Origin of the sequence: Bartonella bacilliformis KC583, from assembly GCF_000015445.1 — a bacterium.
Taxonomy (GTDB): domain Bacteria; phylum Pseudomonadota; class Alphaproteobacteria; order Rhizobiales; family Rhizobiaceae; genus Bartonella; species Bartonella bacilliformis.
This window is the reverse complement of record NC_008783.1, coordinates 509958-536948: the sequence shown is the minus strand read 5'-3', so window position 1 is coordinate 536948 and position 26991 is coordinate 509958. Positions and strand designations below refer to the sequence as shown.

Annotated in this window: 19 protein-coding genes and 1 pseudogene; 7 read left to right on the top strand and 13 right to left on the bottom strand. The window is 35.7% G+C overall.

Annotation, left to right across the window (positions count from 1 at the left end; all coding sequences use genetic code 11):
• Nucleotides 1–173 precede the first annotated feature (173 nt).
• Nucleotides 174–2063 (top strand): peptidyl-prolyl cis-trans isomerase, encoded by a 1890-nt coding sequence (locus tag BARBAKC583_RS02535; protein ID WP_005766646.1) that lies wholly within the window; start codon nt 174–176, stop codon nt 2061–2063.
• Nucleotides 2064–2314: 251 nt separating this feature from the next.
• Here BARBAKC583_RS02535 and BARBAKC583_RS02530 read toward each other — a convergent pair whose 3' ends face one another.
• From BARBAKC583_RS02530 to tatC, 7 genes and pseudogenes are all read right to left on the bottom strand, one after another.
• Nucleotides 2315–3175: a phytoene/squalene synthase family protein gene (locus BARBAKC583_RS02530; protein WP_005766643.1), complete on the bottom strand. Its 861-nt coding sequence runs from the start codon at nt 3173–3175 to the stop codon at nt 2315–2317.
• Nucleotides 3172–3558, bottom strand: coding sequence for an Mth938-like domain-containing protein (locus tag BARBAKC583_RS02525; RefSeq protein ID WP_005766641.1), 387 nt, complete (start codon nt 3556–3558; stop codon nt 3172–3174). The genes BARBAKC583_RS02530 and BARBAKC583_RS02525 overlap by 4 nt, the downstream gene beginning before the upstream one ends.
• Before the next feature lie 389 nt (nt 3559–3947).
• Nucleotides 3948–4412 carry a preprotein translocase subunit YajC gene (gene yajC, locus BARBAKC583_RS02520; protein WP_005766639.1) on the bottom strand — a complete coding sequence of 155 codons (465 nt, stop codon included), beginning with the start codon at nt 4410–4412 and terminating at the stop codon, nt 3948–3950.
• Between the two features lie 756 nt (nt 4413–5168).
• Nucleotides 5169–6362, bottom strand: coding sequence for a peptidoglycan DD-metalloendopeptidase family protein (locus BARBAKC583_RS02515; protein ID WP_005766636.1), 1194 nt, complete (start codon nt 6360–6362; stop codon nt 5169–5171).
• A gap of 164 nt (nt 6363–6526) precedes the next feature.
• A complete protein-coding gene (locus BARBAKC583_RS02510) occupies nt 6527–7186 on the bottom strand; it encodes a protein-L-isoaspartate(D-aspartate) O-methyltransferase (RefSeq protein ID WP_005766634.1) in 660 nt (219 codons plus the stop codon).
• A 134-nt stretch (nt 7187–7320) separates the two neighbouring features.
• Nucleotides 7321–8598: a serine--tRNA ligase gene (serS, locus tag BARBAKC583_RS02505; protein WP_005766632.1), complete on the bottom strand. Its 1278-nt coding sequence runs from the start codon at nt 8596–8598 to the stop codon at nt 7321–7323.
• A gap of 60 nt (nt 8599–8658) precedes the next feature.
• Nucleotides 8659–9331 (bottom strand): annotated as a pseudogene (tatC, locus tag BARBAKC583_RS06800) (twin-arginine translocase subunit TatC); the annotation flags it as partial.
• Between the two features lie 277 nt (nt 9332–9608).
• On the opposite strand from tatC, the gene BARBAKC583_RS02500 reads away from it, so the two are divergent.
• From BARBAKC583_RS02500 to pgsA, 3 genes are all read left to right on the top strand, one after another.
• Complete coding sequence (locus BARBAKC583_RS02500; RefSeq protein WP_005766630.1) at nt 9609–10475, top strand: 23S rRNA (adenine(2030)-N(6))-methyltransferase RlmJ; 867 nt, start codon at nt 9609–9611, stop codon at nt 10473–10475.
• Between the two features lie 393 nt (nt 10476–10868).
• Entirely contained in the window at nt 10869–12845 is a 1977-nt protein-coding gene (gene uvrC / locus BARBAKC583_RS02495) for an excinuclease ABC subunit UvrC (RefSeq protein ID WP_005766628.1), read from the top strand.
• A gap of 83 nt (nt 12846–12928) precedes the next feature.
• On the top strand, nt 12929–13513 hold the full coding sequence (pgsA, locus tag BARBAKC583_RS02490; RefSeq protein ID WP_005766626.1) for a CDP-diacylglycerol--glycerol-3-phosphate 3-phosphatidyltransferase: 585 nt from the start codon (nt 12929–12931) through the stop codon (nt 13511–13513).
• Between the two features lie 470 nt (nt 13514–13983).
• Here the strand turns inward: pgsA and ndk are convergent, their stop codons facing one another.
• The 6 genes from ndk to BARBAKC583_RS02455 form a co-directional block, all read right to left on the bottom strand.
• Nucleotides 13984–14406 carry a nucleoside-diphosphate kinase gene (ndk, locus tag BARBAKC583_RS02485; RefSeq protein ID WP_005766624.1) on the bottom strand — a complete coding sequence of 141 codons (423 nt, stop codon included), beginning with the start codon at nt 14404–14406 and terminating at the stop codon, nt 13984–13986.
• Between the two features lie 723 nt (nt 14407–15129).
• Nucleotides 15130–17532: a BafA family autotransporter gene (gene bafA, locus BARBAKC583_RS02475; RefSeq protein ID WP_005766622.1), complete on the bottom strand. Its 2403-nt coding sequence runs from the start codon at nt 17530–17532 to the stop codon at nt 15130–15132.
• 436 nt (nt 17533–17968) lie between these two features.
• The gene (locus BARBAKC583_RS02470) at nt 17969–20416 is read right to left on the bottom strand and encodes an autotransporter outer membrane beta-barrel domain-containing protein (protein WP_011807332.1); all 2448 of its coding nucleotides are present in this window, start codon (nt 20414–20416) and stop codon (nt 17969–17971) included.
• A gap of 571 nt (nt 20417–20987) precedes the next feature.
• Nucleotides 20988–21251 (bottom strand): hypothetical protein, encoded by a 264-nt coding sequence (locus tag BARBAKC583_RS02465; protein WP_005766610.1) that lies wholly within the window; start codon nt 21249–21251, stop codon nt 20988–20990.
• Nucleotides 21244–21423, bottom strand: coding sequence for a hypothetical protein (locus BARBAKC583_RS02460; RefSeq protein WP_005766609.1), 180 nt, complete (start codon nt 21421–21423; stop codon nt 21244–21246). Before BARBAKC583_RS02460 ends, BARBAKC583_RS02465 begins: the two co-directional genes overlap by 8 nt.
• Nucleotides 21423–21872, bottom strand: a complete 450-nt coding sequence (locus BARBAKC583_RS02455; protein ID WP_005766608.1) for a DNA polymerase III subunit chi — start codon at nt 21870–21872, stop codon at nt 21423–21425. The genes BARBAKC583_RS02460 and BARBAKC583_RS02455 overlap by 1 nt, the downstream gene beginning before the upstream one ends.
• 376 nt (nt 21873–22248) lie before the next feature.
• Between BARBAKC583_RS02455 and lptF the strand changes: the two genes are divergently transcribed.
• The 3 genes from lptF to BARBAKC583_RS02440 are packed head-to-tail and all read left to right on the top strand — an operon-like array spanning nt 22249 to nt 26915.
• The gene (gene lptF / locus BARBAKC583_RS02450; protein WP_005766607.1) at nt 22249–23439 is read left to right on the top strand and encodes an LPS export ABC transporter permease LptF; all 1191 of its coding nucleotides are present in this window, start codon (nt 22249–22251) and stop codon (nt 23437–23439) included.
• Nucleotides 23436–24527 carry an LPS export ABC transporter permease LptG gene (gene lptG, locus BARBAKC583_RS02445; protein WP_011807331.1) on the top strand — a complete coding sequence of 364 codons (1092 nt, stop codon included), beginning with the start codon at nt 23436–23438 and terminating at the stop codon, nt 24525–24527. The genes lptF and lptG overlap by 4 nt, the downstream gene beginning before the upstream one ends.
• 12 nt (nt 24528–24539) lie before the next feature.
• Nucleotides 24540–26915, top strand: a complete 2376-nt coding sequence (locus BARBAKC583_RS02440; RefSeq protein ID WP_005766604.1) for an LPS-assembly protein LptD — start codon at nt 24540–24542, stop codon at nt 26913–26915.
• Nucleotides 26916–26991: the final 76 nt, after the last annotated feature.

Genomic DNA, 26991 nt, shown 5'->3' with positions numbered 1-26991 from the left:
ATTATCCTAACAAGATTTACTGCTTTTAAGTAACAAATTATAGAATGAAAGCAAGTATTTAAGCTTGCATCTTATGCATCTTTATTGCAAATTTTGTTATTATTTTAGATTCTGTTATGTTTTGGATTCTATCATGACTTTGACAACAACTGTGCTAAAGATGGAATTAAACAATGCTTGACTCCATAAGGAACACTACAAATTCTTGGGTTACTAAGATTTTTTTCGCTATTTTGCTTTTATGCTTTGTCTTTTTGTGGGGTATACCGCAATTAAACATAAAGAATGAGAGCAATCTTCTTACTTCTGGAAAATCTGTCATAACTGTTGATGATTACCGTCTTGCACTTGCTGATTATAGCTTACGTCTCGCACTTGCTTCTCAGCTAGGGCGAATGCTTTCACCAGATGAAATTCAGCAATATGGAATTCCTGCTTTTGTTTTCTATCAATTACAGCAGGATATCCTATTTGATGAACAAGCGCGTAAAATGAAAATTAGTCTTTCACAAGATGCGCTAGCTCACATTATTAGTTCTGATAGTATTTTTCAAACAAATGGAAATTTCAACCGAAACTTATTTCTTAACTATCTTCAGCAATTAAATATTAGCCAAAGTCATTTTCTCGATTATTACACTCAAAGAGAAAAACGTAATCAGCTCATTTTAGCATCATTATCCGGAGCAAAGATACCCAATCTCTTTTATGAAGCGTTTGCCCTTCATCGTGAAGAAAAACGTACCGCCGATTATCTTGTCGTTAATTTAGAAAAAGAGAAAAAAATTTCTACCCCCAATAAAGAGACATTACAAAAATGGTTTGATACTCATAGAAATATGTTTCGTGCTCCGGAATATCGCACCGTCTCTTTATTATCGATCACCCCAAATGATTTTGTAAAATTGGAAAACATCTCAGCAAATGAAGCTATGACTTATTACAATCAAAATGCTTCGCGTTTTACAGTGCCTGAAAAACGTATCATTGAAGAATTACGCTTCCCCACACGAGAAGCCGCTGATAAAGCAGCCCAAAAAATAGCCAATGGCATGAGTTTTGATCAACTCGTTCAATCTGAAAAAAAGACTCTTAAAGATATAAAAAAGGGCCCTTTAGCAGAAAGTGAGCTTCCTAATTATTTGGCATCTGACATTTTTGAGCTTAAACAAGGGCAAATTAGTGCCGTTATCAACGACTTGCAAGGCCCTATAATCGTTCGTGTTATGCAGATTATACCTTCAGGCCCTATCCCTTTTGAAGATATAGAACAAGACATTCGCCAAACACTTGCCCAAAATCGCGCCGTAACCGATTTACGCAGTAAATATACAGAAATTGAAAATGCTCGTTTTGAAGGTGCTTCTCTTAAAGAACTTGCTGATCAATATAATTTATCTCTTCGTCAAATCACAATTGATAAAGAAGGCAAAACAATTGAGGGCGTAATGCTCACAGATTTACCTCAAAAAGAGATTGTTTTGAGTGCTATTTATCAGGCAACAGAAGGCTCTGAACTTGATCCACTCTCCCTTCAAGAAGGAGGTTATCTCTGGTATCAAGTGGATGCAATCACTCCTGCTCGTGATAAAGCTCTTGAAGAGGTTGAAAAAGAGGCTGTTGCTGAATGGAAAAATGCAAAAATTCAACAACTCCTTGATGAAAAAGCTAACAATATTCTCAAACAGCTTACTGAAGGGAAAAGCCTTGATTCTCTTGCTGCTAAACTCAGCGTTAAAAAGAAAACAACACCAGCCTTACGGCGTCAAGACTCATCAGATATTCTTGGCATTGAAGGAGTTAAAGCATTATTTTCTGGCCCGAAAGGTCATTATGGCATCATAAAAGGTGCGGTTGCAACGAACCGTATCATTTATAAAATAACAGAATCATCTATACCTAAAAATGTAACGGCTCAAACTATTCCGTCTGATATACGTGAAGATATGGATATGACGCTGAAAGAGGATTTAAAGCTTGGCATGCTACAAATTGCAAATGAAGAACACCCTATAGAAATTAATGGATCTAACTACAATCAACTCTTCAGTACATCTCAGTAAAAATCTTACCCCGCTTTAAATATTAAGGACAAATAATTTGCCTTTAATAAAGAGAGCGGGATTATTTTCTCTCCTGAAAAATCTCAGATAAATTATATCTCTATATAGCGTTAGCTGCTTTGTAAATTTTGAGGGTTACGAAAAAACAATAAATGGATTTCTGAAATATTTTTTGATGCACAAAGAATGTTAGATCTAACTAATTTAGGATATTCTCATATGATCAGGGTAAGTGATCTGTTATCAAAGCTCTATGATAATTTTGGAAAATTACCACAAATAGCTGTTTTTGTTATTAACCAATAACGATGAAGTAATGAAGAATTTATGCTATTTTGAAAAACTTCAGCTTCCAATTTTAATGCCTTTTGAAGAGACACTGGTGTAATGGCTAACGGGAGAAATGCGGGTTTGAGTGTTTCAGGTAAAATAATAGAATATTCATAAAACTTAAGATAATGATCTCGCGATAAAGCTACCATAGCTTCAATCATCTGACATTTTTGTTTATCGGTGATACGATTAGACTCTAAATCTTCTCTGTCTATTCCCAGAGCTCTCAGCATGTCAGAAGGAAAATAACATTGATATCGTGATTGCATTAACGACAAAAGACGTAATATACCGCTTAATGCTTGAGAAACTCCACCATGCTCACAGGCATCGGTGAAATTTTTTGCTGAATCAAAATCCAATATCTGACATGCAAGCTGCAAAATTTTACTTGCTGTTTTATAACAATAACTCTCAAGATCGTGAATGGTTATTATCGAGTTATTGTAAAGATCAAAAATCCGTGCATCACAATACTGTAAAAAAGCTTCTTTAGGTAAATTAAATAGAATAATTGTTTCCAGCAACTCATTCAAAATCGGATTATTTTCACCATTTGGTACTGTGCTATTAGCAATGGAATCGTACCACCAACGTAATCGCATTTCACCAATAAGCGGATCACTTACACTTTCGCGAATACGAGCAATTTCTGCATTAAAAGCATAAAGAGCAGCTAATGCTCTGCGTTTTCTTTTAGGTGCAAATAACACCGATATATAGCGATCACGATCTGTAGCACGTAAAACACTGAGACAATGAGGAAGAAAATGTGTCATTCTACTGCAAACAACAACGCAGCAACTGCACGATTTTCAGACAAAAGAACATTAAATGTGCGCACTGCTGCTCCTGTACTCATTGTATCTGTTGAAATACGCTTTTCCCATAAAACTACTCGTAACTCTTCAGGTAAACGTAATAACTCAATCCCTGTGCCTATCAAAAAAATCTCAATCTCATCCGCTTCTTGTAAAATGCGAGAGATATCGTCCCGACTCGGCATAGGCCCCACCATATCAATACCATAAACGCCTGATGGTACACATATAATAGAACCTTGATGCGACATATCGGCGAAACGAAAACCACCATTTCCATAAGCATCAATAGGCGCTCGCCCTGGGAAATGCGCTTCGCGCACTTGAATTGCATGAGACATAATAAGTATTCCTTTTTTGCTCCCTTATTGCGCTTTTTCACTTAAAAAAAACAGCAACAAACATTGATGCATTATAGGTTCTGATAATAACGCCTATAGCAATATCAATACAAAATTTTTCCTATCCAACAGTGCTTAAAGTAATGAACACACAAAAATGTTGCCAATAATGTAAAAAGAAATTCCGATAAAGCACACTCAATGCCTTATGCCCATTAAAAATGAGAAATTTACACTATCTCTCTTTCTTCAAAAGAAACAACTTCAATTATGCACAACACTTAACATTATGGCTAAAACAGCTCACATTTCTGAAACACCCATGAATAAAACGCTCTTCACAGATCTAAAACATCTCTGTTTTTTTACAGAGATGTTATAAATCACGATTACGCTTTTGGTTTCTCTTCCTCTGATGGAGATTTTGCTTTTTTAGCAACAGCCACGCTGTCTTTTGTTGTGGTTTTATTTCCAGACTTTTTAGGTGTTTTTACCTTAGCACTAGGTGTTGCTTTCTCTTCTGAAACTGGCTCACCTTTAACCCGCACATCAGCTAATGTTGAACGCAGAATGCGGATATGCATATCCTCACCAATTTCAACCTCTAATTCACCAATTTCATCATGAACCTTTATAACCTTACCAATGATACCGCCACCTGTTACAATTACATCTCCACGACGTACAGCATTAAGCATTTCTTGCCGCTTTTTCATTTGCACACGCTGCGGGCGAATAATTAAAAAATACATAATCACAAAAATTAAAATAAAAGGAATAAAGGTAACGAACGACGTTCCGCCAGCAGCACCACCTGCAGCCTGAGCCTGAGCCTGAGCATTGGTAATCAACATTTTTATCTCCTACAGATTAAACTTTAAGTATTTTTCACTCTAATCAAAACAAGCTCTTGATTCAGAGAAAAAATCACTTAGGTACTATTAACTCTAACAACCACATCATGCAGTTATAATTTTTCTAAAGGAAATAGAGCCTTAAGAGCTAAAAGGCAACGAGAAAAAATATATAAAAAACAGATTTATATCACTTTTTGTATATGAATAAAGACTATCTTTCTCATTCATTGGAAAAACAGAAAGCAAAAAATAGGCTTCCCTACCTTAAAATTAGATTAATAATTATTCATGTATGCCATTTTATTTAAATGAAATTCAACCTTAGTGATTAGGCTGATCATCCTGTTTAGAAACCTTAAAAAATTATACCCAAAGCCGTTAACCGCGTTAATTGTATTGCCATCAATCTCAATCATTGCATCAACAATGCGTAAAAATTGCATATTACGCGATTACAAGAACTGTACCAATGAGTTTTCATCTATCTATACTACAGAACGTACAATTAGATCAAAACATCCCTAATCAAATTACTCATCATAGATATCAAAAATATTCTCGATTGATGCTAATGTTCACCATTATAGCCTATAAAACAACCCTAAAATTACTGTGATGCTTTATTAAAGCACAACACAGAAAATTCTGATAAGCTTACACAGTTTTATACAGGAACTTGAAAAACACCTACGTTAAATAAACTGATATCATAGCGTTTAATATAAATGAATTTTTAAAATTGGAGAAACCGAGTCAGTTCTCTAAATACTGAGCAGGATTGACGGGTACAGAATTTTGACGTATTTCAAAATAAACACGCGGTGTTGTAGCATCTCCTGAAACACCCGATTTAGCAATTTCATCACCACGTTTTACTCTTTGCCCTCTACTTACAGTAAGTTTGCTATTATGACCATAAATAGTGATAATGTTATCCTCATGTCGAATCATGACAACATTTCCAAGTTCTTTTAATCCATCACTTGCATAGATAACAACACCGTTTTCAGCTGCCTTTACTGATGAACCTTCAGGTACATTAATGTCTATCCCTCTGTTGGTTATTGTCCCCTTTTTTTGCCCGAAGTGACTTAACAAGCGCCCTCGTACCGGCCAACGCATCTTGGAAACTCCTGTTGCTTGGGGAACAGTAATATTATCTGAATCCTTAACCGTCTTCGAAGAATTACTTGCAGATTTTGAAGTCGTCATCTGCTTAGAAACATTCTTTTTAACATCTGGCGTATTAATTATTGCAGCAGGTGCAGTGTTTACAGAGCGTGATGCAGCAGATATCTCCTCTTTTTTAACAAAGGACATACCTTTAGATTGAGTTGAAGATGTAGTTGTCGATGAACCTACAGCATTATTTTGAGCATTCGAAGTTACAACTGTCTGTTTATCTGGAATAACGAGTTTTTGACCGATATAAATAGCATTGTCCCCCATACCGTTTGCTACTTTTAATGACTCGACACTGATTCCCTTTTGCTGTGCGATACTAAATAGTGTATCTCCACTCTGCACGATATAGGATCCCTTTTGAAAAATGGAAGGATTATTCACATTTGAACGAGAAAGCGTTCCAAGATTTTGCGGCGGTGAACCCATAATCCGTCCATCAGGAGAAACCCTGTTTTCGCGAAAAGACGACCCTGCCTCTTGTCTTGAAAAATTATATGAAGCATGATTATGATCCCCTGAAGAATGAAGCGGTTCCACAGGTGGCAATTCATCACTTTGTATTACACTGCTTTGCGATATTATTCGTCTATCAGCAGACATAGCTGTATTTTCAGTTAACTGAGTAGACGCTTCTCCCTCATAAAAACCATCAAAAAAACGCTGTGTGCCAGAACTACAACCTGTAATTATTGTTGCTATTGCTAAAAGAGCAATCTTCTGAAAATTATACCGAAAAATGTCATTCAAAGTTTTCAAATACATGAATCTTCTCATTAGCCAATGCTCAACTGACTCTATTAAATATTGCTAATATTACCTAAAAGTTAAAATTAAACATTTTATCCATGAACATCCTGATAAAAAGATCAAATTGAACTCATCATCAGGTAAACGAATGGAATATTTTGCGATTCTTAATCGCAAAATTAGAGAACTGCCGCAACATTTTTAATAAAAGGTTGATAGCGCGCTTGAAACATTTCTAAGCGCTTAAATCGGCTACCATTTTTTATATAACGTGTAACCATCTGCACTCCTTCATCTGGTCCAATAGCTTGAATAAGAATACCATTTCCAGTTAAAAGCTCTAAAAACTCTTCTGGTTCATCAGAGCGTGATGGCCAAATAAGAATACGGTCAAATAGCCCAAAACCTGTAACACCTCGACTACCATCAATTTGATGCACAACAATATTTTCAATTCCTAAAGTTTGAAATTTTTGTCGTGCTAGATCAACAAGTGTTTTATAACGATCAACTGTTACTACACGATCACTTAAATATGCGATAAGAGCAGAACAAAAACCAGAGCCTGTACCAATTTCTAAAACACGGTGCTTTTTTCTCAATGACAACGCAAAGAGAATCAGAAGCTGCTCCTCCAAACGCTCAATATATTCACCGCATTCAATTGGAATAACTTTATTATCATAAGCACTATTAAGCCAAGGGGAAGAAACAAAATATTGACGTGGAATTTTCTCAAATGCTGCAAAAAAATTTACATCATCAATTCCCTTACTACGCATTTTCAGCACAAGGCTTGCTAATTTCTCACGAAATTGTAAAATATCCTTCTGCTCCATAATGCCATTCAATCTCCAATGCGGTGGCTATTTTCATGCATGAGTGATCTCCTTACAGAATTATCACTCACTGTACAGATCAATTATCATTCATCAGCAATAAACCTACCTATACCAACTTCACTTTGCCCTATTTAGGCAGTGATACGACTTATGCCTTTCATATAAGGTTGCAAAGCACCTGGAATAATAATCGATCCATCAGCCTGCTGATAATTTTCAAGAATAGCGATAAGACAACGACCGATAGCGGTACCTGAACCATTCAAACTATGCACAAAATGCAATGTTTTATCTCCGTCTTTACGATATCGAGCATTCATACGTCGTCCTTGAAAATCACCACAAACTGAACAACTTGAAATTTCACGGTAACACCCTTGACCCGGGAGCCAAACCTCAATGTCATAAGTTTTACATGAAGCAAACCCCATATCCCCAGTAGAAAGAACCACAGTACGAAAAGGCAACTCAAGCCGCTTCAATACATCTTCTGCACACTCTGTCATACGTTCCAGCTCAATTAAGGACTGTTCCTCAGTGGTAATCGATACCATCTCCACCTTCCAAAACTGGTGTTGACGTAGCATACCACGTGTATCACGACCGGCTGCTCCTGCTTCTGAACGAAAACAAGGGGTGAGAGAGGAAAATCGCAATGGTAAATCTGATTCATGAAGAACCTCACCATTTACCAAATTGACTAATGGCACTTCTGCCGTAGAAATGAGCCACCGCCCATCTGTAGTCCGAAAAAGATCATCAGAAAATTTCGGCAGTTGCGCTGCTCCATAAACAATCTCATCACGCACAAGAAGAGGAAGAGAAATTTCTTCATAACCATGCTCATTAACATGCACATCAAGCATAAATTGACCTAATGCACGTTCAAGCCGAGCTAACGCCCCTGAAAGTACAGTAAAACGTGCACCCGACAAACGACTTGCTCGCTCGAAATTCATCTGCTTAAGATTTTGACCAAGATCAAAATGTTCTTTTGGTATAAAATTAAATGTCGGGGGCGTACCAAAATGTCGAATGACAATATTGGCCTCTTCATTTTCACCCTTTGGAACAGAATCTAACGGAATATTTGGTATAGCTGATAGTATTTTTTCAAGACTCTCGGTTAATCGCTTTTCTTTTATTGCGGCAGAAGAAAGAAAAGTTTTAATCTCCTCAACCTCAGCTTTAATACGCTCAACAGTTTTTTGATCACCTGCAGCCAAAGCTTGTCTTATTTCTTTAGAAGCTGAATTGCGGCGCTCTTGTGCACATTGAACTTCGACAACATGCGACCGACGTTCAAGATCAAGTGCTATTAAGCGTTCAGCATGTGGTTCAATGCCTCTACTTGCTAGTGCTTCATCTAATTTTTCAGGATTTTCACGTATCCATTTAATGTCAAGCATAAAAATTCCTCATTTGTACCGTTTCCATAAACCTCGTATCATATAAAATATAAACTTTCATTAAGAGGATTTCTCTCTCTTTTTTATCCAGTGAACTATTAAAATCGATACCTCATAGAGAACTGCGGTTGGTAGCGTTACTGGCAAACATAGTAAAAATCTGATGGCGTCACCATAGCCGCAATAATAAAGGAAATCAGAATAGCTCACTTTCAAATGGATATTAACATATGAGATGTTAACAATCCAACCTTCGTTAAGAGACTAGTAATAAGAGGTAATTGGAAAATCAAACCAAAAATCAAGATCAACGATGCTATAAAACTCAGATAATCTGAAATACAGGCTATACACTCTATCCTTAATGAAGATCCAGAAAAATTGTTGAGAAAGACTAGACCAAAGCATTATCGACGCTAACAGACCATAAACAAATGCTCCTCAAACTAAAAATAAAATCGGTGCACCCATGAGAAATGGTAAAAAAGCCATACGCTCATTTTTATAAAGCCTTGGTGCTATAAAGCTATATAGGGAAACGATAAAACAACAGCACCAAAAGCAGCAGGCCTCGTTTTTGTTAAAAACAGTTTCCTATACTTGCTTTGATTGAAGACGAACATTTTCAGGATCACCACCTGATATTTTCATCGCCCATTGATAAGGCTATATCAAAAAATTTAAAATATAATCTTTGAAAAAAGCATATAATAAAAGCTATAAAAATGGATAAGAAATCTTCATGAATAAGTTTCTTTTGGATACTAGATAAACCAAACTGGTCTTCTGCAAAATGGTTTTGTTATCAAAAATCCGCACGCAACCTTTTGAATCTTTTGTTCATGAAAACTTTATTGATGTAAAGAATAACACAATTATATCAACCGACAATCTTAAAAAACATTCGTTTTTGTAAGATATATTGTTTTTAATAGCGCTTTACTGATGTAAGAATTATTATCATACATTTAGAAACTTGATCAACAATCGTATACAGTAGAGTCTATTTTATGAATTATCGGCATATCTATCATGCTGGCAATTTTGCTGATGTTTTTAAACATGTCATTGTCACACGCATCGTAGAATATCTCAAGCGAAAAGAGAAAGCTTTTCGTGTTATAGACACGCATGCTGGGATCGGATTGTATGATCTCTCTTCCCTAGAAGCGCAAAAAACAGGAGAATGGCGTGAGGGTATTGGACGAATTTTATCCAACCCTATTCCCGAAGATTTACAAACACTCCTTGATCCATGGCTTGATGTGATTTATGCATTTAATCAAGAAAATAATAGAGAAATCACATTCTATCCTGGATCACCTATTCTCATTCGCAAATTGTTACGTAAACAAGATCGACTCACTGCCATTGAATTGCATGATGAAGATTACCAAACTTTAGCCAATAATTTTTCCGGTGATTACCAAACAAAAGTGCTGCATCTGAATGGTTGGCTATCTTTAAATGCTCACCTACCTCCAAAAGAAAAACGCGGCTTCATCCTTGTTGATCCCCCTTTTGAAAATCCTGGTGAATTTTCCCGTCTTATTGAAGGATTAGTGAAAGCATATCGGCGTTTTCCAGGTGGCATTTACGCCTTATGGTATCCTGTTAAGTACGATAAAGACATTGAAAATTTTCTTCATGCACTTCATAAAACAGATATTCCCAAAATTCTACAACTCGAAATGCGTATCCGAGAAAATTCAATCTTGCCCACGATGAATGGAAGCGGTTTGATTCTTATTAATCCTCCTTATCTTCTTGAAGAAGAAATGAGAAAAATTAGCCCTTTTCTTATCACTTGTCTCAGACAAGATAAAAGTGCGCACATTACTTATCAATGGATAAATGATGAAGGCTTAGTTGCATAAAAGTCTTTCAAATTTTAATAAATATCAAAAATATAAATATTATAAAAAATACATTTCAGTACATCACTTTATACTGTTTTAAAAATTCTCAGATAATCATCAACCAGCAATGCATAAAATCACAACCAAAATCACAAACTTAATTTTTAAACAAAACCATCTAAAAATCTGTGATTAATAAAAATTACCATTTCAATCAAATTGGTCGTAGGTTGACAGTTGCATAAAATTGCTTTGTCAAATTATCTTTGTAGTATTTGATTAAAATAATGCGACTAAAATATCATGCTATATGCATTATTTATGGAACAAAAAACTATAAATATACACATGATAGCGTTTAATGGAAAAAACATCTCATGTGAGAAATAAAAATATTGCTGGAAAAGCTAGATGACCCGAAAAAGCAATACACCTTCTTGTCCAAATGAAGAAAAAAATCTACCTTTTCTATCTGATATTATATGGGATAGTGCCAATCGAAACAATGAGAGTAATAATGGACCCAAAGGATCTGCGCTCATACAAGAATTTGTCAAACATCTTCCCCATAAACCAGGGGTTTATCGGATGTTTAATGAATATGGCGATGTTCTTTATGTTGGCAAAGCACGTAATCTAAAAAAACGAGTTTCAAACTATACCCATGAACACGGCCATAATAACCGTATTATCCGTATGATTCGTGCAACATCTCATATGGAGTTTGTTGTTACCCATACAGAAATAGAAGCTTTATTATTAGAAGCTAATCTCATCAAAAGATTACAACCACGTTTTAATATATTATTGCGCGATGATAAAAGCTTTCCTTATATCATTATTACCGATGATCATCGGATCCCTGCACTTTACAAGCATCGTGGTGCTCGAACGCGAAAAGCTCATTATTTTGGACCGTTTGCCTCTGCTAGTGCGGTTACACAAACAATTAATGTTCTACAACGTGCCTTTTTATTACGAACCTGTACGGATTCAGTTCTTGAAAATCGTACACGACCTTGCTTACTTTACCAAATAAAGCGATGCTCAGCCCCTTGTACGAATGAAATTAACAATAGTGACTATATAAAGCTCGTAAAAGAAGCAAGAGCTTTCCTTTCTGGAAAAAGCCAATCAATTAAACAAGACATGGTGCAAGCCATGCATAAAGCCGCAGAAAATCTTGATTTTGAACGAGCTGCAAACTATCGTGACCGTTTATCGGCCCTTTCTCACGTACAAAGCCACCAAGGCATTAACCCTCGCACGATAGAAGAAGCGGATGTATTTGCTATTGCACAACAGGGCGGCATAACCTGTATTCAAGTATTCTTTTTTCGTATGGGACAAAATTGGGGAAATCAAGCTTATTTTCCAAAAGCAGATCCATCTTTTTCTAGTGCTGAGATTTTAGCAAGTTTTATCGCCCAATTTTATGATAATAAGCCAATTCCAAAACTCATCCTTTTATCTGAAGAGATTGAAGAAGCAGTGCTTCTTACAGAGGCATTAAGTTTAAAAGCACACTGCAAAATATCCTTATCTTTACCACGAAACGGTGAACGAAAAACCCTGATTAACCATGCTTATACGAATGCTCATGAAGCACTCGGGCGAAAACTTTCTGAAACGTCAACATATACAAAACTCTTTCAGAATCTTGCTGAAATATTCCAACTGCCTCGCACTCCAAACCGTTTAGAAGTTTATGATAATTCACATATCATGGGTACAAATGCAGTCGGTATCATGATTGTTGCTAACCAAACAGGATTTATCAAAAATCAATATCGCAAATTCAATATTCGCTCGACTGATATCACACCTGGAGATGATTTAGGCATGATGAAGGAGGTCATTGAACGAAGATTTTCGCGCCTCATCAAAACATATGGTTTGCCCACCCAAAATAAAGATATAGAGGATGAAAATTCTTTTCCTATGTGGCCTGACCTCATCTTAATTGATGGTGGTGAAGGACAAACAAATATTGTCCGTACAATATTATCTAAATTGGGAGTGGATGATCTTGTCACAGTAGTAGGCATAGCGAAAGGCACTGATCGTGAAGCAGGCCGCGAACGATTCTTTATACAAGGAAAACCTTCCTTTACACTTTCCCCACGTGATCCGATTCTTTATTTTTTGCAACGTCTACGTGATGAAGCACACCGTTTTGCAATTGGGACTCATAGAACAAAAAGAAAAAAGGAAACATTTAAAAATCCACTTGATGAAATCAACAATATAGGTCCGACAAGAAAACGTGCTTTGCTGAACTATTTTGGAAGCACCAAAGCCATCGCCAATGCATCTGTAGAAGACTTAACAAAAGTTTCAGGAATTTCTATTACGATAGCGCAAAACATTCATAACCATTTTAATTAAAAATAAAGCTTGTCTCATAATCTTTGCCTTGTTACTTAGATTTATAACATATACTAAATTTATAAAGGATGGAAAACGGCTCTATGAAGAAGGATCATACCTTTTCTTTCCCAAATATTTTGACTTATGCACGTATTGTCGCAGTTCCACTCGTTGTGGCGTGCTTTTTTTTAGAAGGGCAGCTACAATCAAGCGATATCGCACGTTGGACTGCTGTTTCCATTTTTATTATTGCGTCCATTACTGACTTTCTTGATGGCTATCTTGCTCGTATTTGGGAGCAAACATCTAATATTGGTCGCATGTTGGATCCAATTGCGGATAAGCTTCTTGTATCTGCCTGCTTATTATTGCTTGCTGCGGATAGTACTATCGCGGGATGGACTCTTTGGGCAGCAATTATCATTCTATGCCGAGAAATTCTCGTATCAGGATTACGTGAATATTTAGCTGAACTGAAAGTTAGTGTTCCTGTTTCTCGTCTTGCGAAATGGAAAACCTTTGTCCAAATGATAGCCATCATCCTTCTTTTAGCAGGCCCAGCTGGTAATAAAATTATCCCTTATACAATAGAATTTGGCATAGCCATGTTGTGGATTTCAGCTCTTCTTACATTATGGACAGGATGGGATTACTTCCGTGCAGGCTTAAAACATGTCATCACGTAAAATACAAATATCGAAATTGTGCTTTTTATACAACCAGCGACTAAAAAGAATCTGACACCTTCTACACAGGATCTGTATTACTTTGAATATCAATGACGAAATTTAAAAATTCATGATGCGTCATTATCATTATATTGTCTTTTAGCCAACTAAACTAAGCTAGCATCATGCTGAACATATCTACACTGAATACACTTTCACTTAGATATTATTAGCATAAATTTACAAGAGGAGCTGTTAAATAATGAATAACAGCTTTAAATGAGTTGTGCCCATTGCTTTATCTTTATTAAGAATTAGAGAAAAAGGACCATCACATAATCTGATGACATTAGAACAGGAATCACTCAAGCAGAAAAGATTGTGATCTTCACACACATTTTTAGTTTAGAAAAATTAGTAACCTTGTAAAAAACTCCCAAGATATTATTGGGAGTTTCTGTATCTTACAGATAACTTAAATTTAATCATTAACCAACAATTTCAGTATCAGAAAACCAATAAGCTATTTCTGTCTTTGCAGTTTCAGGACTATCTGAACCGTGAACAGAATTTTCTCCAATCGACAGAGCGTGTACCTTACGAATCGTCCCCATCTCTGCATCTGCAGGATTCGTAGCTCCCATAACTTCACGGTTTTTCATGATTGCATTTTCACCTTCTAAAACCTGCACAACAGTTGGACCAGAAGACATAAATTCTACAAGCTCCTCAAAGAATGGACGCTCTCTGTGAACAGCATAAAATCCTTCAGCTTCACGCCGACTCATCCACACACGTTTAGAGGCGATAACACGTAAACCTGTATCTTCAAGCATTTTTGTAATTGCTCCGGTTAAATTACGACGTGTTGCATCTGGTTTAATCATCGAAAATGTACGTTCTATAGCCATTTAACTACCTTTATTTCACTTGTGTAACTCTCTCTATTCTATAGCGAGCAAAGAAGATTTTGCCAAGTGATCGCCACTTAATCTGCATTAATTTTCTAAACAATAATTTTAATAGAATGTACTTCAATAAATTAAAGGTAGTCGTGATTATTAATCTCTTATTTTAAATACTAAATGATATCTGGCTGATACAAAATCACAAGAATTATATTCACGCTAATGATACTAGAATATCAAGGAATTTTATTGACGCATACTGCGTTGTATTGAAAACTATTCGTTACTGAGCCAGATCTCTTACTTATCGATAATGAATATAACTTGTTGATATTGGAAAGCTTTAGCTCATCAAATATATAGCCCATATAACCTTTACAATTATTCATTATCCACCATGATCAAAATTTTAATTAAGATCATTTACATCTCAATTATATTAAAACAACAACCTTACTTTTTGATGTGTTAGATGATCAATTTAAAAAACAAAGCACAACGAGGCTCTCATAGAATAAAATTACACTAACCACATCGAAAAAAATAAACCCCTCATCGCTAAAAAGACAAAACCGTAATACACAAAAGAATCTATGATCTTATATTATGATATAAACTACAATTTACTTCCCTTTCACCAACCTGCTGATCAATAAATCTTTAATAAAAATTATATCTTTACAATGATCAAAAAGACTTATGCAGTTAATATTTCAAATAATACCTCTAAAAACTATAACGCAAACCAATTAAACTATTAACTGAGCCTTTCCTCTTACTCCCTTTAAGATAATTTACTTCCGCATAAAGCGTTAAATTATCACTTACTGAACCTTTTAAACCAAGTCCAAATTTTCCGGTATTCCCTGATAAATCAGTTATAAATTTATATTTTTTGTTGATCGTTGTATGATTATCATCAATATACTCACGCCGCCAAGAAGCTGTAAGATAACTTACAAAAGCGCTATCACCCACATTAAAGTCACGCCCTAATAAAACCCCTACTTCTGTTCGGAACGATGTGGAGGCATCTATATCACCCCTCATACCATTCGAAAGTTCAATTTCTTTACCTGCAACACGTACCCATGAAAATTGGCTATAAGGTTGCACCCAACTATTGTACCCTGTCTCAAAACGATAACCGGTTTCAAAAGATGTTCCTAAAGCTGATTGTCGATAATTCCCTTGTATCGCTAAACCATTTGTAGAAACAGCCTTAAGGTCACTTTGGTAACTATTATATTTTACAATACCATCCAAATACCATCCGTTATGATCAAAATAGGTTGCATAAATCCCTAAACTGTAAGTGTTTACACCACTCACACCACCAGCTTTATGCGTAATACGTGCTTGATCATAGCTACTAAAACCACCAATAAACAGATTTCCACTTATCAGTTCTTTCAACAAATCAGCACCCAACACAATACCTGTTTGACCAAGATCAAAATGTGTATGACCTGTAGAGAGGCGTTCTTTGTCTTTAAAAAGAGCGGTCCATAGAGCAGTATTTTTCTTAGTTCTGTCTATAATGCCCCTTCCAGTACGCAGAGCATCTAATTCATTATAGAAGATAAGCTCAGAAGCGACAGCCATAGACAATATGGCATCAGTTGATGGAGTGGTTGAAAAATTAGCAGTCTGCATACTCTCTAAAGATGAAGGAAGGGAGATCTCATTAGCCGTATATCCACCATACCCTGAACCATCATCTTCATAATCTAGATCAATAACCCGACGTTTCCGACTTTTACGCAAAGAAGTGAAATTTTTACTATTTTCAGTATCTAAAGCCAAATACCAAGTTCTTTTATCTTTCTCATCATCAGTCTCTTGACTCTTTTCATCGTATCCTAGCTTATACTTATAAGCTCCCAAATCGACATTTTCAATTCCATTGCCAGAGAGATTCGCCAAAGCAAACTGAGCTCCTCCAACAGCATCAGAAATTAAATTCAACTTACTCGTTAATGTGGAAGAGTTTGCATATTCAACACCTGTATCGACAATGCTTACTTTGTGATTACCACTACTATTCTCTTTAATGCGGATAAAAGAATTACCGTAATACCCTCCGCCAAGATTTATAATAAAATGTAAATCTCCTGATAAATTATCAACGTTCAACTGAGGATAACGCCCACTATAATCACTAGTAGGTAAATGAATTTTTCCATGACCACTTAAATCTGTTATGTGAATCGATGAAGCGCCTGTTCCCCTCTGTACATTAACAGAAAATAATTCCATAGCCCCTTCCTGATCTAACTTAAATCTTTCCCCTATAATACGAGCTTTATTATCACTACCATAAACATAAAGATGCCCTCCGCTTTTAACATCTATTTTCCCTCCTAACTTTGCACCAATCTCTACCCACGATCGCGCTCCATTACCGATTGTTAATAAATCACTCAACTCTCCACCAGTATACACTACTTGCTTAGCACCATTGTGTAACGTAACACTTCCAACCTTACCTTTTGCTAAGACACGCTGCTCTCCACCATCAAAAACCTGAGTACCTGATGCAAAACCACTATTAAAAACACTTTGCATACCTCCCTTTTTTACCTGCGTATTCCAAGCCTCCCCACCACCATATACATTCTGCTCTCCCCATTTTCCATTTTCACCGGAAACTGTAGCATCATAAGCACTAGCTTTCCTCTCCCCTATAACAACAGCACTTATATCTCGAGGAGGCCTTCCACTCCTTGAATTTTCTCCCTTTGGCCTGACCACTTGTGGCCGCCTCTCTGAAGAACCGAAACCTTCTCTTTCAAAAACAAACTGCTTACCACTTTCAATCTTAGTATTATGCGCATACCCTCTTGAGGTAACTACTTGTATTCCCCCCTCCTTTACAGTAGCACTCATTGAAGTTCCGCCATCTTTAACAACCTCAATCTGACCGTTTCCAATTACGGTCCCCTGCATCAAAGAAGCTCCCAAATGCTTAGGTAAAACTTTTTCAAGATTATTGCCTTTTCGAATAGGGACTTCATACCCATTAAAAAAAACTCTCCCCCCTTGCTTTTTTTCCTCTGCATTTGCATTTTGTGTAAGAAAGCTACTAACTACCAGCGACCAAAAAACCAATCTATATTCATTTTTCACAACCCAGACTCCCAAGCTAACAATTATTATACATTGATATCCCCTTGTTCATTTTTCTCATTAATATCATAATGTATTTAATATTGCAAATTAATATCATAATGTATTTTAAGAGCCGTACATAAATGGTTTTCAAAAAGCAAAACAAGATTAAATAATTACTTACAGTAAAGAAATCGAACTGAACTCATTAAAATATACATATTACGTCTTCATTTAAATAAAATACAAAATGAAGTTATTTATATAAGCTAAGCAGAAGTATCTCACTGACACAACAGTGTATGATCTTACCCAACGCTATGTGATTATCAAGAGAATCCTCTCAAGAATTTATAATAAAAAAACCCTCTGATCACTGAAATATCAAGCTTAAAAACAGCAACATTTCTAATCGTGATCAAAGGATATTTATATTTTCAATTTTTACGCACTTCTAAAAATTATAGCGCACACCTAATAAACCAGAAACCGATTGTTTCCTCTTACTCCCTTTAAGATAATTTGCTTCTGCATAAAGCGTTAAATTATCACTTACTGAACCTTTCAAACCAAGTCCAAATTTCCCAGTATTCCCTGATAAATCAGTTATAAACTTATTCTGTTTATTAATCGTCACATAATTATTATCAATATACTCACGTAACCAAGATGCTGCAATATAAGTTGTTACTTGAGTGTTTTCCTTAATAGTAAAGTCACGCCCTATAAATAGACCCAAAGCACTTTGCAATGATGTAGCAGAGCCTATATCGCCGATCATACCATTCGAAAGCCTGATATTCTTGTTTTCAACCTGCAACCATGTTAACTGACCATAAGGTTGTACCCAACTATTATGCTCTATCTGAAAACGATAACCCGCTTCAAAGGATGTTCCGAATGCTGACTGTTGATAGTCTCCCTCTATTTTTTCAGAATTTGTAGAAAAAGCTCTAAGATTATTCTGGTAGTAATTATATTTCAAAATGCTATCCACATACCATCCTTCTTGATCAAAATAGGTTGCATATATTCCTGCGCCATAAACATCTACATTACTGACGCCCTTGCGTGCATGTGCAATATGCGCGTGATCATAACTACCAAAACCACCAATAAACAAATCTCCACTTGTCAGCTCTCTCAATACATCAGTACCCAACACAACACCTGTTTGATCAAGATCAAAATGCGTATGACCTGTAGCAAGGCGTTCTTTACCCCTTAGAACATAACTCCACAGAGCAGTATTCTTCTTAGTTCTGTCTAAAATGCCTCTATCAGCACGCAAAGTTTGTAATTCAGTATGAAAAATAAGCTGCGGTGTGACTCCTATAGACAATAGTGCATCTGTCGATGGAGTCGTTAAAGGATCTGGACTTGGCTGAGGACTTGGCTCTGGTTCTGGCTTAAATTTTGCAGCCAAATACCAAATCTTTGCATTTTCATGCTCTCTCTTTTGCAGGCCGTATACATAAGTTCCACCATCAACAGCATTAATCTTTGCACCAGATAAATTTACCAACGTAAAATCAGCTCCTCCACTTTTATCAGTAATTAAATCATGCGTTTGTGATTGAGGTTGTGTAATTTCAACACCTGAATCAAAAACACTGACTGTATGCTTTCCTTGACCATTTTCAACAACGAGATAATCACCACGACTAGTTGCAATGGTGGTATTGAACATAAAATTTAAATTACCTAAGAGATTCTTAACATGAAGCTGAGAATAATGTTTATCATTATCCCCAGAGAGGATAAACTGAACAATTCCAGTGCCACTCAAATTCTCAATCTGAGTAAAATCGTTATCCTCCTTTGTACCAACAGAGAATAATGTTGCATTTCTTCCATTTAAAATAACATTTTCTACCTTGGTGTGATGCTCGTCATTCCCCGCATATAGGTAGATAGATCCATTGTGATTAATTTCTACTCTCCCTGCTAATGTTGCACCACCATATACCCATGAGCTTGCTTCATTATTGATCGTTAGATCTTTCACAAATCCACCGGAATATATCGCCTGCATAGCGGTTTCATTTAAAGTTACACTCTCAGCAGATCCCCCTGCTGACACATACTGCTTACCACCACCAAAAACTTCGGTATTTTGAACAAAACCACCTTTTATTTCTTTCGGACCTACTTTAGCAACCTCTTGAACTCCACCGTTCATAATTTTCGTATTCTGAGCTATCCCCCCATCATATACCTTCTGCTCCCCTAATGTTTCCCCATCACTATAAATCACTGTATCATAAGCACTACTGCTCGTGTCTTTATCACCAACAAGGCCTTCACCCAAAATAACCTGTTTACCACCATAAATTTGAGCTCCTTCTGATTTCCCTCCCTGATCAATTATTTGCCACCCGTCTTTTTTAACAGTAGCATTCTTAGAAACACCTTGCAGACCACCGGTAGCTTCAACAAGCTCACTCCCACCACGATCAATCACTGTATTCTTACTCATACCACCTTTATTAACGTAAAGTTTTCCTTCATCTTTAACTATAACATTAACAGATTTTCCTGGGGAATTTTTCTCATTATTAGGTATATCAGATTCTTCATGAGAAATATTAGCTACATTCCCACCGGCTAATATAGAATCTTTCAAAATTTTTCCGTCATCGATAATAATTAATGCATTATCAACACCATAATAACCACCAAAATAGGTTAATTTATCATAGGGTTTGATTATAATCATACCTTCTTCAGTTTCTTGAACATGTATAAGTTCTCCTGTTTTTTTTACCTTACAGTCATATTGACGATATCTAACATCACTTTCAGGAGGCACGACATCACACCAATCTGACGCACTTGTAGGTTGTACAAGACAACTACTGACCATCAATACCCAATAACTTAATTTCCACTTATACTGCATAGCTTTACCCTACTCTTAGTTGCTCACACAAACATCAAATGTAGGTAGTTCTACGCAATTAAATTTCAACTAATAATTGCAATTAATTTTAATAAACTTATTGGTTTTTTAAAAATATCTTTTTATTTCATAAAGTATTTTTTGCTTAATAACGAATATACAATAACACTTATATTATTTGAACAATAAATGCTTTCAAAAACTCTTCATCACATAGGAAATTAAATACAATATGTAACAAAATTGATAGTCTATTATGACAAAATATACTTTTGTCTTCTCAAAAAGAATTTTCCAATCACTGAAATGTCATACTTGAAAACAGGCACCCTCTTTATGAAAATCAAAGAGCCAATATACTCTCATCCCTTAATATGCCTCTAAAAACAGCATATACTGATAACCATAAATCAATTTTTTTACTACCTTTGAAGATAATTCAACACACAGATGCACCTGTAACCCTTGAATTTATTTAAGATCGTAAGCTCATCCGCTATACCTTGCATTGCAAAACACCTGGTGCAACATTTCAATATTGCTCACGTTGGTTTTAAAAATGAAGAAATATCTAATTAGAAATTATGAAAAACAACAAAATTAATGTTGGCGGTAAAGATACTGCCAATTTCATTTTTAAAGATATAGGTTGCGGCACACTCCACCACAATAACCAAGCAAAAAACACACAAAGAAAAAAGAATAAAATATCAACAACCATACCAATGTAAGTCACAGAGAATATTCGTGATAAAATATGCGTTGTGCCTAACCATGAAACACAAAAAAAAGCTAACGCTACTGCCCAAATACTCAGAAAAATTTGATCAATCACTATTGTTATTCCGTTCGAACATTTTGGTTATAGGCCATATTTTTGTTGCCCCCAGAAGAAAAATTACAATAAAAACCCAACGACCTCCTCCTGATCCCTCCATAATAAAGAGCTCTGGCTTCATCATCCCTATAATACCGATAAAAATCAAAATAAAAGATGTTATATGCATCACGCTTTCTTTTTCCAAGAGCGATCTTCTGTCTGCTGCCAATAAGTTACATTATGGTTTTGTGCTTTATAATTTTTCCATTGCGCACGAGCAGTATTTAACTGTGTCTCATCACGACTATCAAACATAACCACTAACCGTTGATAACTATGAATATCAGAACAAACCGCTCCCTCTATAAGAAAGCGTATTGTAGAATTATTCGGATTTTCATTCCCTGTGGTAAGAAATACAGGTTGTAAATCTGGATATTCATCACATTCAGTTCCGTGTCCAATAAACGCACCATCAGCATAAACCCATAAATGCTTATCCATAGCATCGCGTCTTTCTTCGTTGATACACTGTATTGTTACTCTATCAAAGTTATTCAGTGCACGTTCTACAAGCACCGGCAAAACATTTTCCGGCGTTGACTGTGTTAAATGATAAAAAAGAATATCGACCATCTTAATTTTCACCACTCTTCATCTCATCAAAAAAGCCAACATCCTTTAAAATATTTTCATATTTCTCACATGAGACGAGATAACTTAAAATACAATGCTTTTTTCCTTTATCGTAGATATTGTTTTTCGTTCAATATGTTAAAATGACAAAAAAAAAGAAGCATAATTTTTAAAATTAACAAAAAATATTCTATCTTTTTAACTTTCTTGTGCACCACACTTAAATATTATAATCAAGATCAATTAAGGTTCCTCCTGGTTCATAAGAGGAAACACTCACGCATAAAGACTGTTCTAAATTGTCATTATACATCTTGACCTAACATGTTTTAGTGTATCTATTTTAAAGTTAAAAATTGAGGGTGTCGTCCAACCTATGCGTATTCTTGAGTTATACATCCTAAAGCGTATTTTTATTTTATTTAGCGCTGTTATAACTGCAACAGTTTGCATTATTTGGACAGTACAAATCCTTGCACGCATTAATTTTCTCACAACAAGTGGACAAACATTCTTAACAGCTTTATACTTCTCGTCTTTATTAATTCCTTCTGTCATTTCTCTTGTCATCCCATTTGCGTTAATGATTGCCATTATCACCACCCTTTCAAGAATGAATCAAGATTCAGAATTAACGATTATTAGCGCCTCTGGTATTCCCAAAACTACTATTTGGAAACCAATTCTTTTTCTTGCTATTCTTGCTTCATGCGCATCTTTTTTTATCACTAATTTTGTTGCACCCCAAGCGCGTCTTCATATGCGAGAAATGTTAGCAAGTGCTCATTCTGATCTCATTAATCTGTTTATTCATGAAGGAAGCTTTCAAAAATTAACGAATAATCTTTATATAGGAATAGGTGAACGGTATCCAGATGGAACCATTGGGCGCCTTTTCATTGCAGACCAGCGTGACCCTAAAATTGACCTTCTTTATTATGCAACCAAAGGAGCAATTGTTAGCAATAAAAGTGGGAATATTTTAGTTCTTAATAATGGTGAAATAAAGCGGCTCAATCATCAAAATGATAGCGTTTCGATTATTAAATTCAGCTCCTACACCTTTAATCTTAGCGAATTTATCCCGAATGATAGAATCCCCACAATTTATCCTAAAGACAGACCTCTTTCTTACTTATATCGCCCTGATCCAGATGATCCTAACTATCAGCGTCAACCACTCCAATATAAAGCCGAGTTTCATCGACGACTCACAGAGTGGTTATATCCTATTGTTTTCGCATTAATTGCAGTGGCTGCAGCAGGAGATGCGCGCTCATATCGGCAAGCACGCATATCTACAACTTTTTTTGCGATTATTTTTTCCTTGCTCATTTACTTAGTAAGATATTTTTTCGTCGAAAAAACAGAAAATAACCTTGCTTACATCCCACTACTCTATATAACGCCACTAGGAACAAGTATACTCATCTTTTTCAGATTATTGATAAACCGTAAAATGGATTTTTTTGCAAAATTTAATGATACCATTCGAACCATTTTTCAGAAAATAATAGGAATATTTGGACATCGAAAATCTCAATATTCCTCGGATAAATTGTTATGATTAGATGGATTCTTGGACGATATTTTTTCATACAATACCTCAGAATAACCTGCTATTTTTTGCTAGGTGCTTTTATACTTGCCTTTTTAATTGATTTTATAGAAAATTCTAGTCGACTAACCTCTCTGCCCCATTACACAACAAAGGGTGCACTTCTCATCTCATTTCTGCGCATTCCTCTTATCATGCAACAACTCTTTCCCTTCATTGCATTATTTTCTGCAATAACAATGCTCATCTCTCTGAACCGAAAATTTGAGCTTGTTATCGCTCGTTCAATAGGTGTTTCCGCATGGCAGTTTCTCATGCCTGCATGCTTTGGAGCTTTTTTCCTCGGATTAGTCGCGATTTTTCTCTTTAATCCATTTGCTGCATGGGGATATTCCCAAGCAGAAAAAATAATAGCTGAATGGCACAGTAATAATGTTCAAACTTCTCTCAATAATCATCGTATTCCATGGTTTACGCAACATACAGATTTAGGAACAACAACTATTGGTGCTAAATCAATCACAGATGAAGGCCTTTCTCTCATCAATGCAATCTTTGTACAATATAACGAGGATGCAACAATTAAGAACTGGATCCATGCTCAAAAAGCGACATTAACAAATAGTGCTTGGTTTTTAACTCATGGAACAATCTACAAAACAGGTCATATTCCAGAGAAATTTGCTGAATTTTGGATCGAAACGAATCTAAAACCAGAATTCTTGACTGAATATTTAGCTGATCCTGCAACAACTTCATTCTATAAATTACCAAAAAAGATTGCAGTTGCACGATCCTTTGGTTATTCTGCTAATAAATTTGATATGTATTTACAATCATTGATTGCGTTACCAGCATTACTTGTGGCGATGACCCTTATTGCAGCAACGGTATCATTAAAATTTACACGTCTTGAACAATCTGGAAAATTAATCCTTAGTGGCGTCATTGCTGGCTTCGTACTCTATGTAATTTCTGTACTCGTTCGAGCTTTTGGCAATGCCGGATACATCCCACCAATTATCGCAGCGTGGGTACCAGTTATCATTGCATTATTTTTAGGAATCTCTTTTTTGCTGCATAAAGAGGATGGCTAAGTGAAACTGCTAATGAGTCAAAAAATAATTTTAAAAAAATTAAGTATATTAGCTTTAAAAAGCGTTATCAGCTTTATTTTAATTTTAAGCTTGGCTTTATCTTGTTCTGTAAGAGCGCAAAATCCTGCTCCATTTTTTCACAATAACACCGAAAACTCAAAAAATCCTCTTTTACTCTCCGCTGATGAACTTATTTACAACCATGATATAAATACTGTTTCCGCACAAGGAAATGTCCAAATCGAATATGATGGCAACAAAGTTACCGCACAAAGCGTCACTTATAATCAAAAAACAGGACGTATTATAGCCCAAGGAAATGTTGAAATTATTCAAAAAAATGGCAATAAAATCTACTCCAATCAGATTGATATGACCGAAGACTTTGGTGAAGGTTTTATCAATTCTTTACGTATTGAAACAGCTAACAATATACATTTCGCAGCTGCCAATGCTCAACGTAGTCTCCCTCAAATAACAATCTTCAACAATGCTACCTATACAGCTTGTCAACCTTGCTACGATAAGCCAAATAGAGAAACCTTGTGGAAAATCAAGGCAAAAAAAATCATATGGAATAATGTCATCAAAACAATTCGGTTTGAAGATGCTCATTTTGAAATTTTTGGTATACCGGTTATAAAATTTCCAGTTTTTGAGCTACCGGACCCAGCTGAAAAACGTGTCAGTGGTTTACTCACACCTCACTTTTTTTACGCTAATCATCTTGGCTTTGGCATAAAAAACTCTTATTTCTGGAATTTGTCCCCTCATTATGATTTTACACTGTCTGGAACTTTTTATACGAAACAAGGGCTTTTAACCGAAGGTGAATGGCGTCAACATTTTAAAACGGGTATTTATAGTATCCGCTTCGCTCATATATACCAAACTAATCCTCATAACTTCGAAAATAACACTGTTGATGCACAAAATACCAATCGTTATATGATGGCAACAAAAGGTGATTTTCGTATTAATTCACGCTGGACCTACGGCTGGGATATCTTCGCACAGTCAGACCCACATTTTAGCCGTGCATACAAAATTGAAACCTATAGTAACCCTGTACAAACTTCTCAGCTTTATTTGAACGGTCTTACAGGTAAAAATTACTTTGATACACGTTTTTACCATTTTCAAATCCAAGACTCAATGTTTAATAATCCCTTTCATGAAAACCATTCTCAACAAGCATGGGTTCTCCCTCGCATTGATTATTTCTTGACACCAGAGGAACCAGTTTATGCTGGGGAACTTACCTTTAACAGTAATATGCAATCAATTTATCGTAGCCATGCTGCTGGCTTTAATGATACTGATTGGCAAAATTCCCCACTTAATATCACTCAACTTTCCGGAATTGCTGGAAAAAGTTTTCGTTTAACAGGTGAACTAGAATGGAAAAAGCGTTTTAACACGCAAAATGGGTTCATAATAATCCCTACTCTTGCCTTACGCGCCGATACAATCGCAATCAATGCTCATGAAAACTATAATGCTCATACATTAAATAGCTCTTCAACAAAGTTTAATGTTGCCTCATCAGCTGCTATCCGTAGCATGGCAACAATAGGTTTAGAATTACGTTATCCCTTTCTTATAACTTCTGAAATTTCTACACATATCTTAGAACCAACAGTACAAGTTTTTATACGCAATAACGAACACCATGTTGGACAATTCCCTAATGAAGATGCACAAAGTTTTGTGTTTGACTCAACCACTTTATTTCAACGCGATAAATTTTCTGGATATGATCGTGTAGAGGGAGGAACAAGAGCCAATATAGGTTTGAGATATTCTGGAAATCTTAGCAAGAATTGGTCATTTTATAGCCTTGTCGGACAATCTTTCCATCTCGCAGGAAAGAATTCTTTTGCAGAACGAGACCCTATTAACACAGGTTTTTATTCTGGCATTGAAACAGCACGTTCAGACTATGTCGCCATGTTTGGTGTAAACCACGACAATGGTTTTTCTGTAGAATCTCGCGGACGTTTTAATAAAATAACAGGTAAAATTCGCCGTAATGAAATAGAAGCATCACAAAAATGGTCAAATCTTTGGATAGCAACACAATATACTTATATCCAAAATCAACCAGATTACGAATATACACAAGACCGCCAAGAAATTTCTTTTCAAACTGGTGTTAAATTATCTAACAATTGGTCTATCAATAACAATGTTAGCTATGATTTAGTCTCCAGAAAATTTGTAAAACAAGGAATAAATTTAAGCTACATAGATGAATGCTTTGGAATAACATTCGGTTATCAACAAATAACAAATCCTGGTGAAAAAGCACCTTTGAAAAATTTTAATTTTTCTCTTTCCTTGCGCACAATTGCAGATTTCGGTCAAAAAATAAAACTCAATTTATAAGAAAAGAATACATAAATTTATAAGAAAAGAATACATAAATGTCTTAACTTATCATTGTTTTTATGTAAAAAAACAT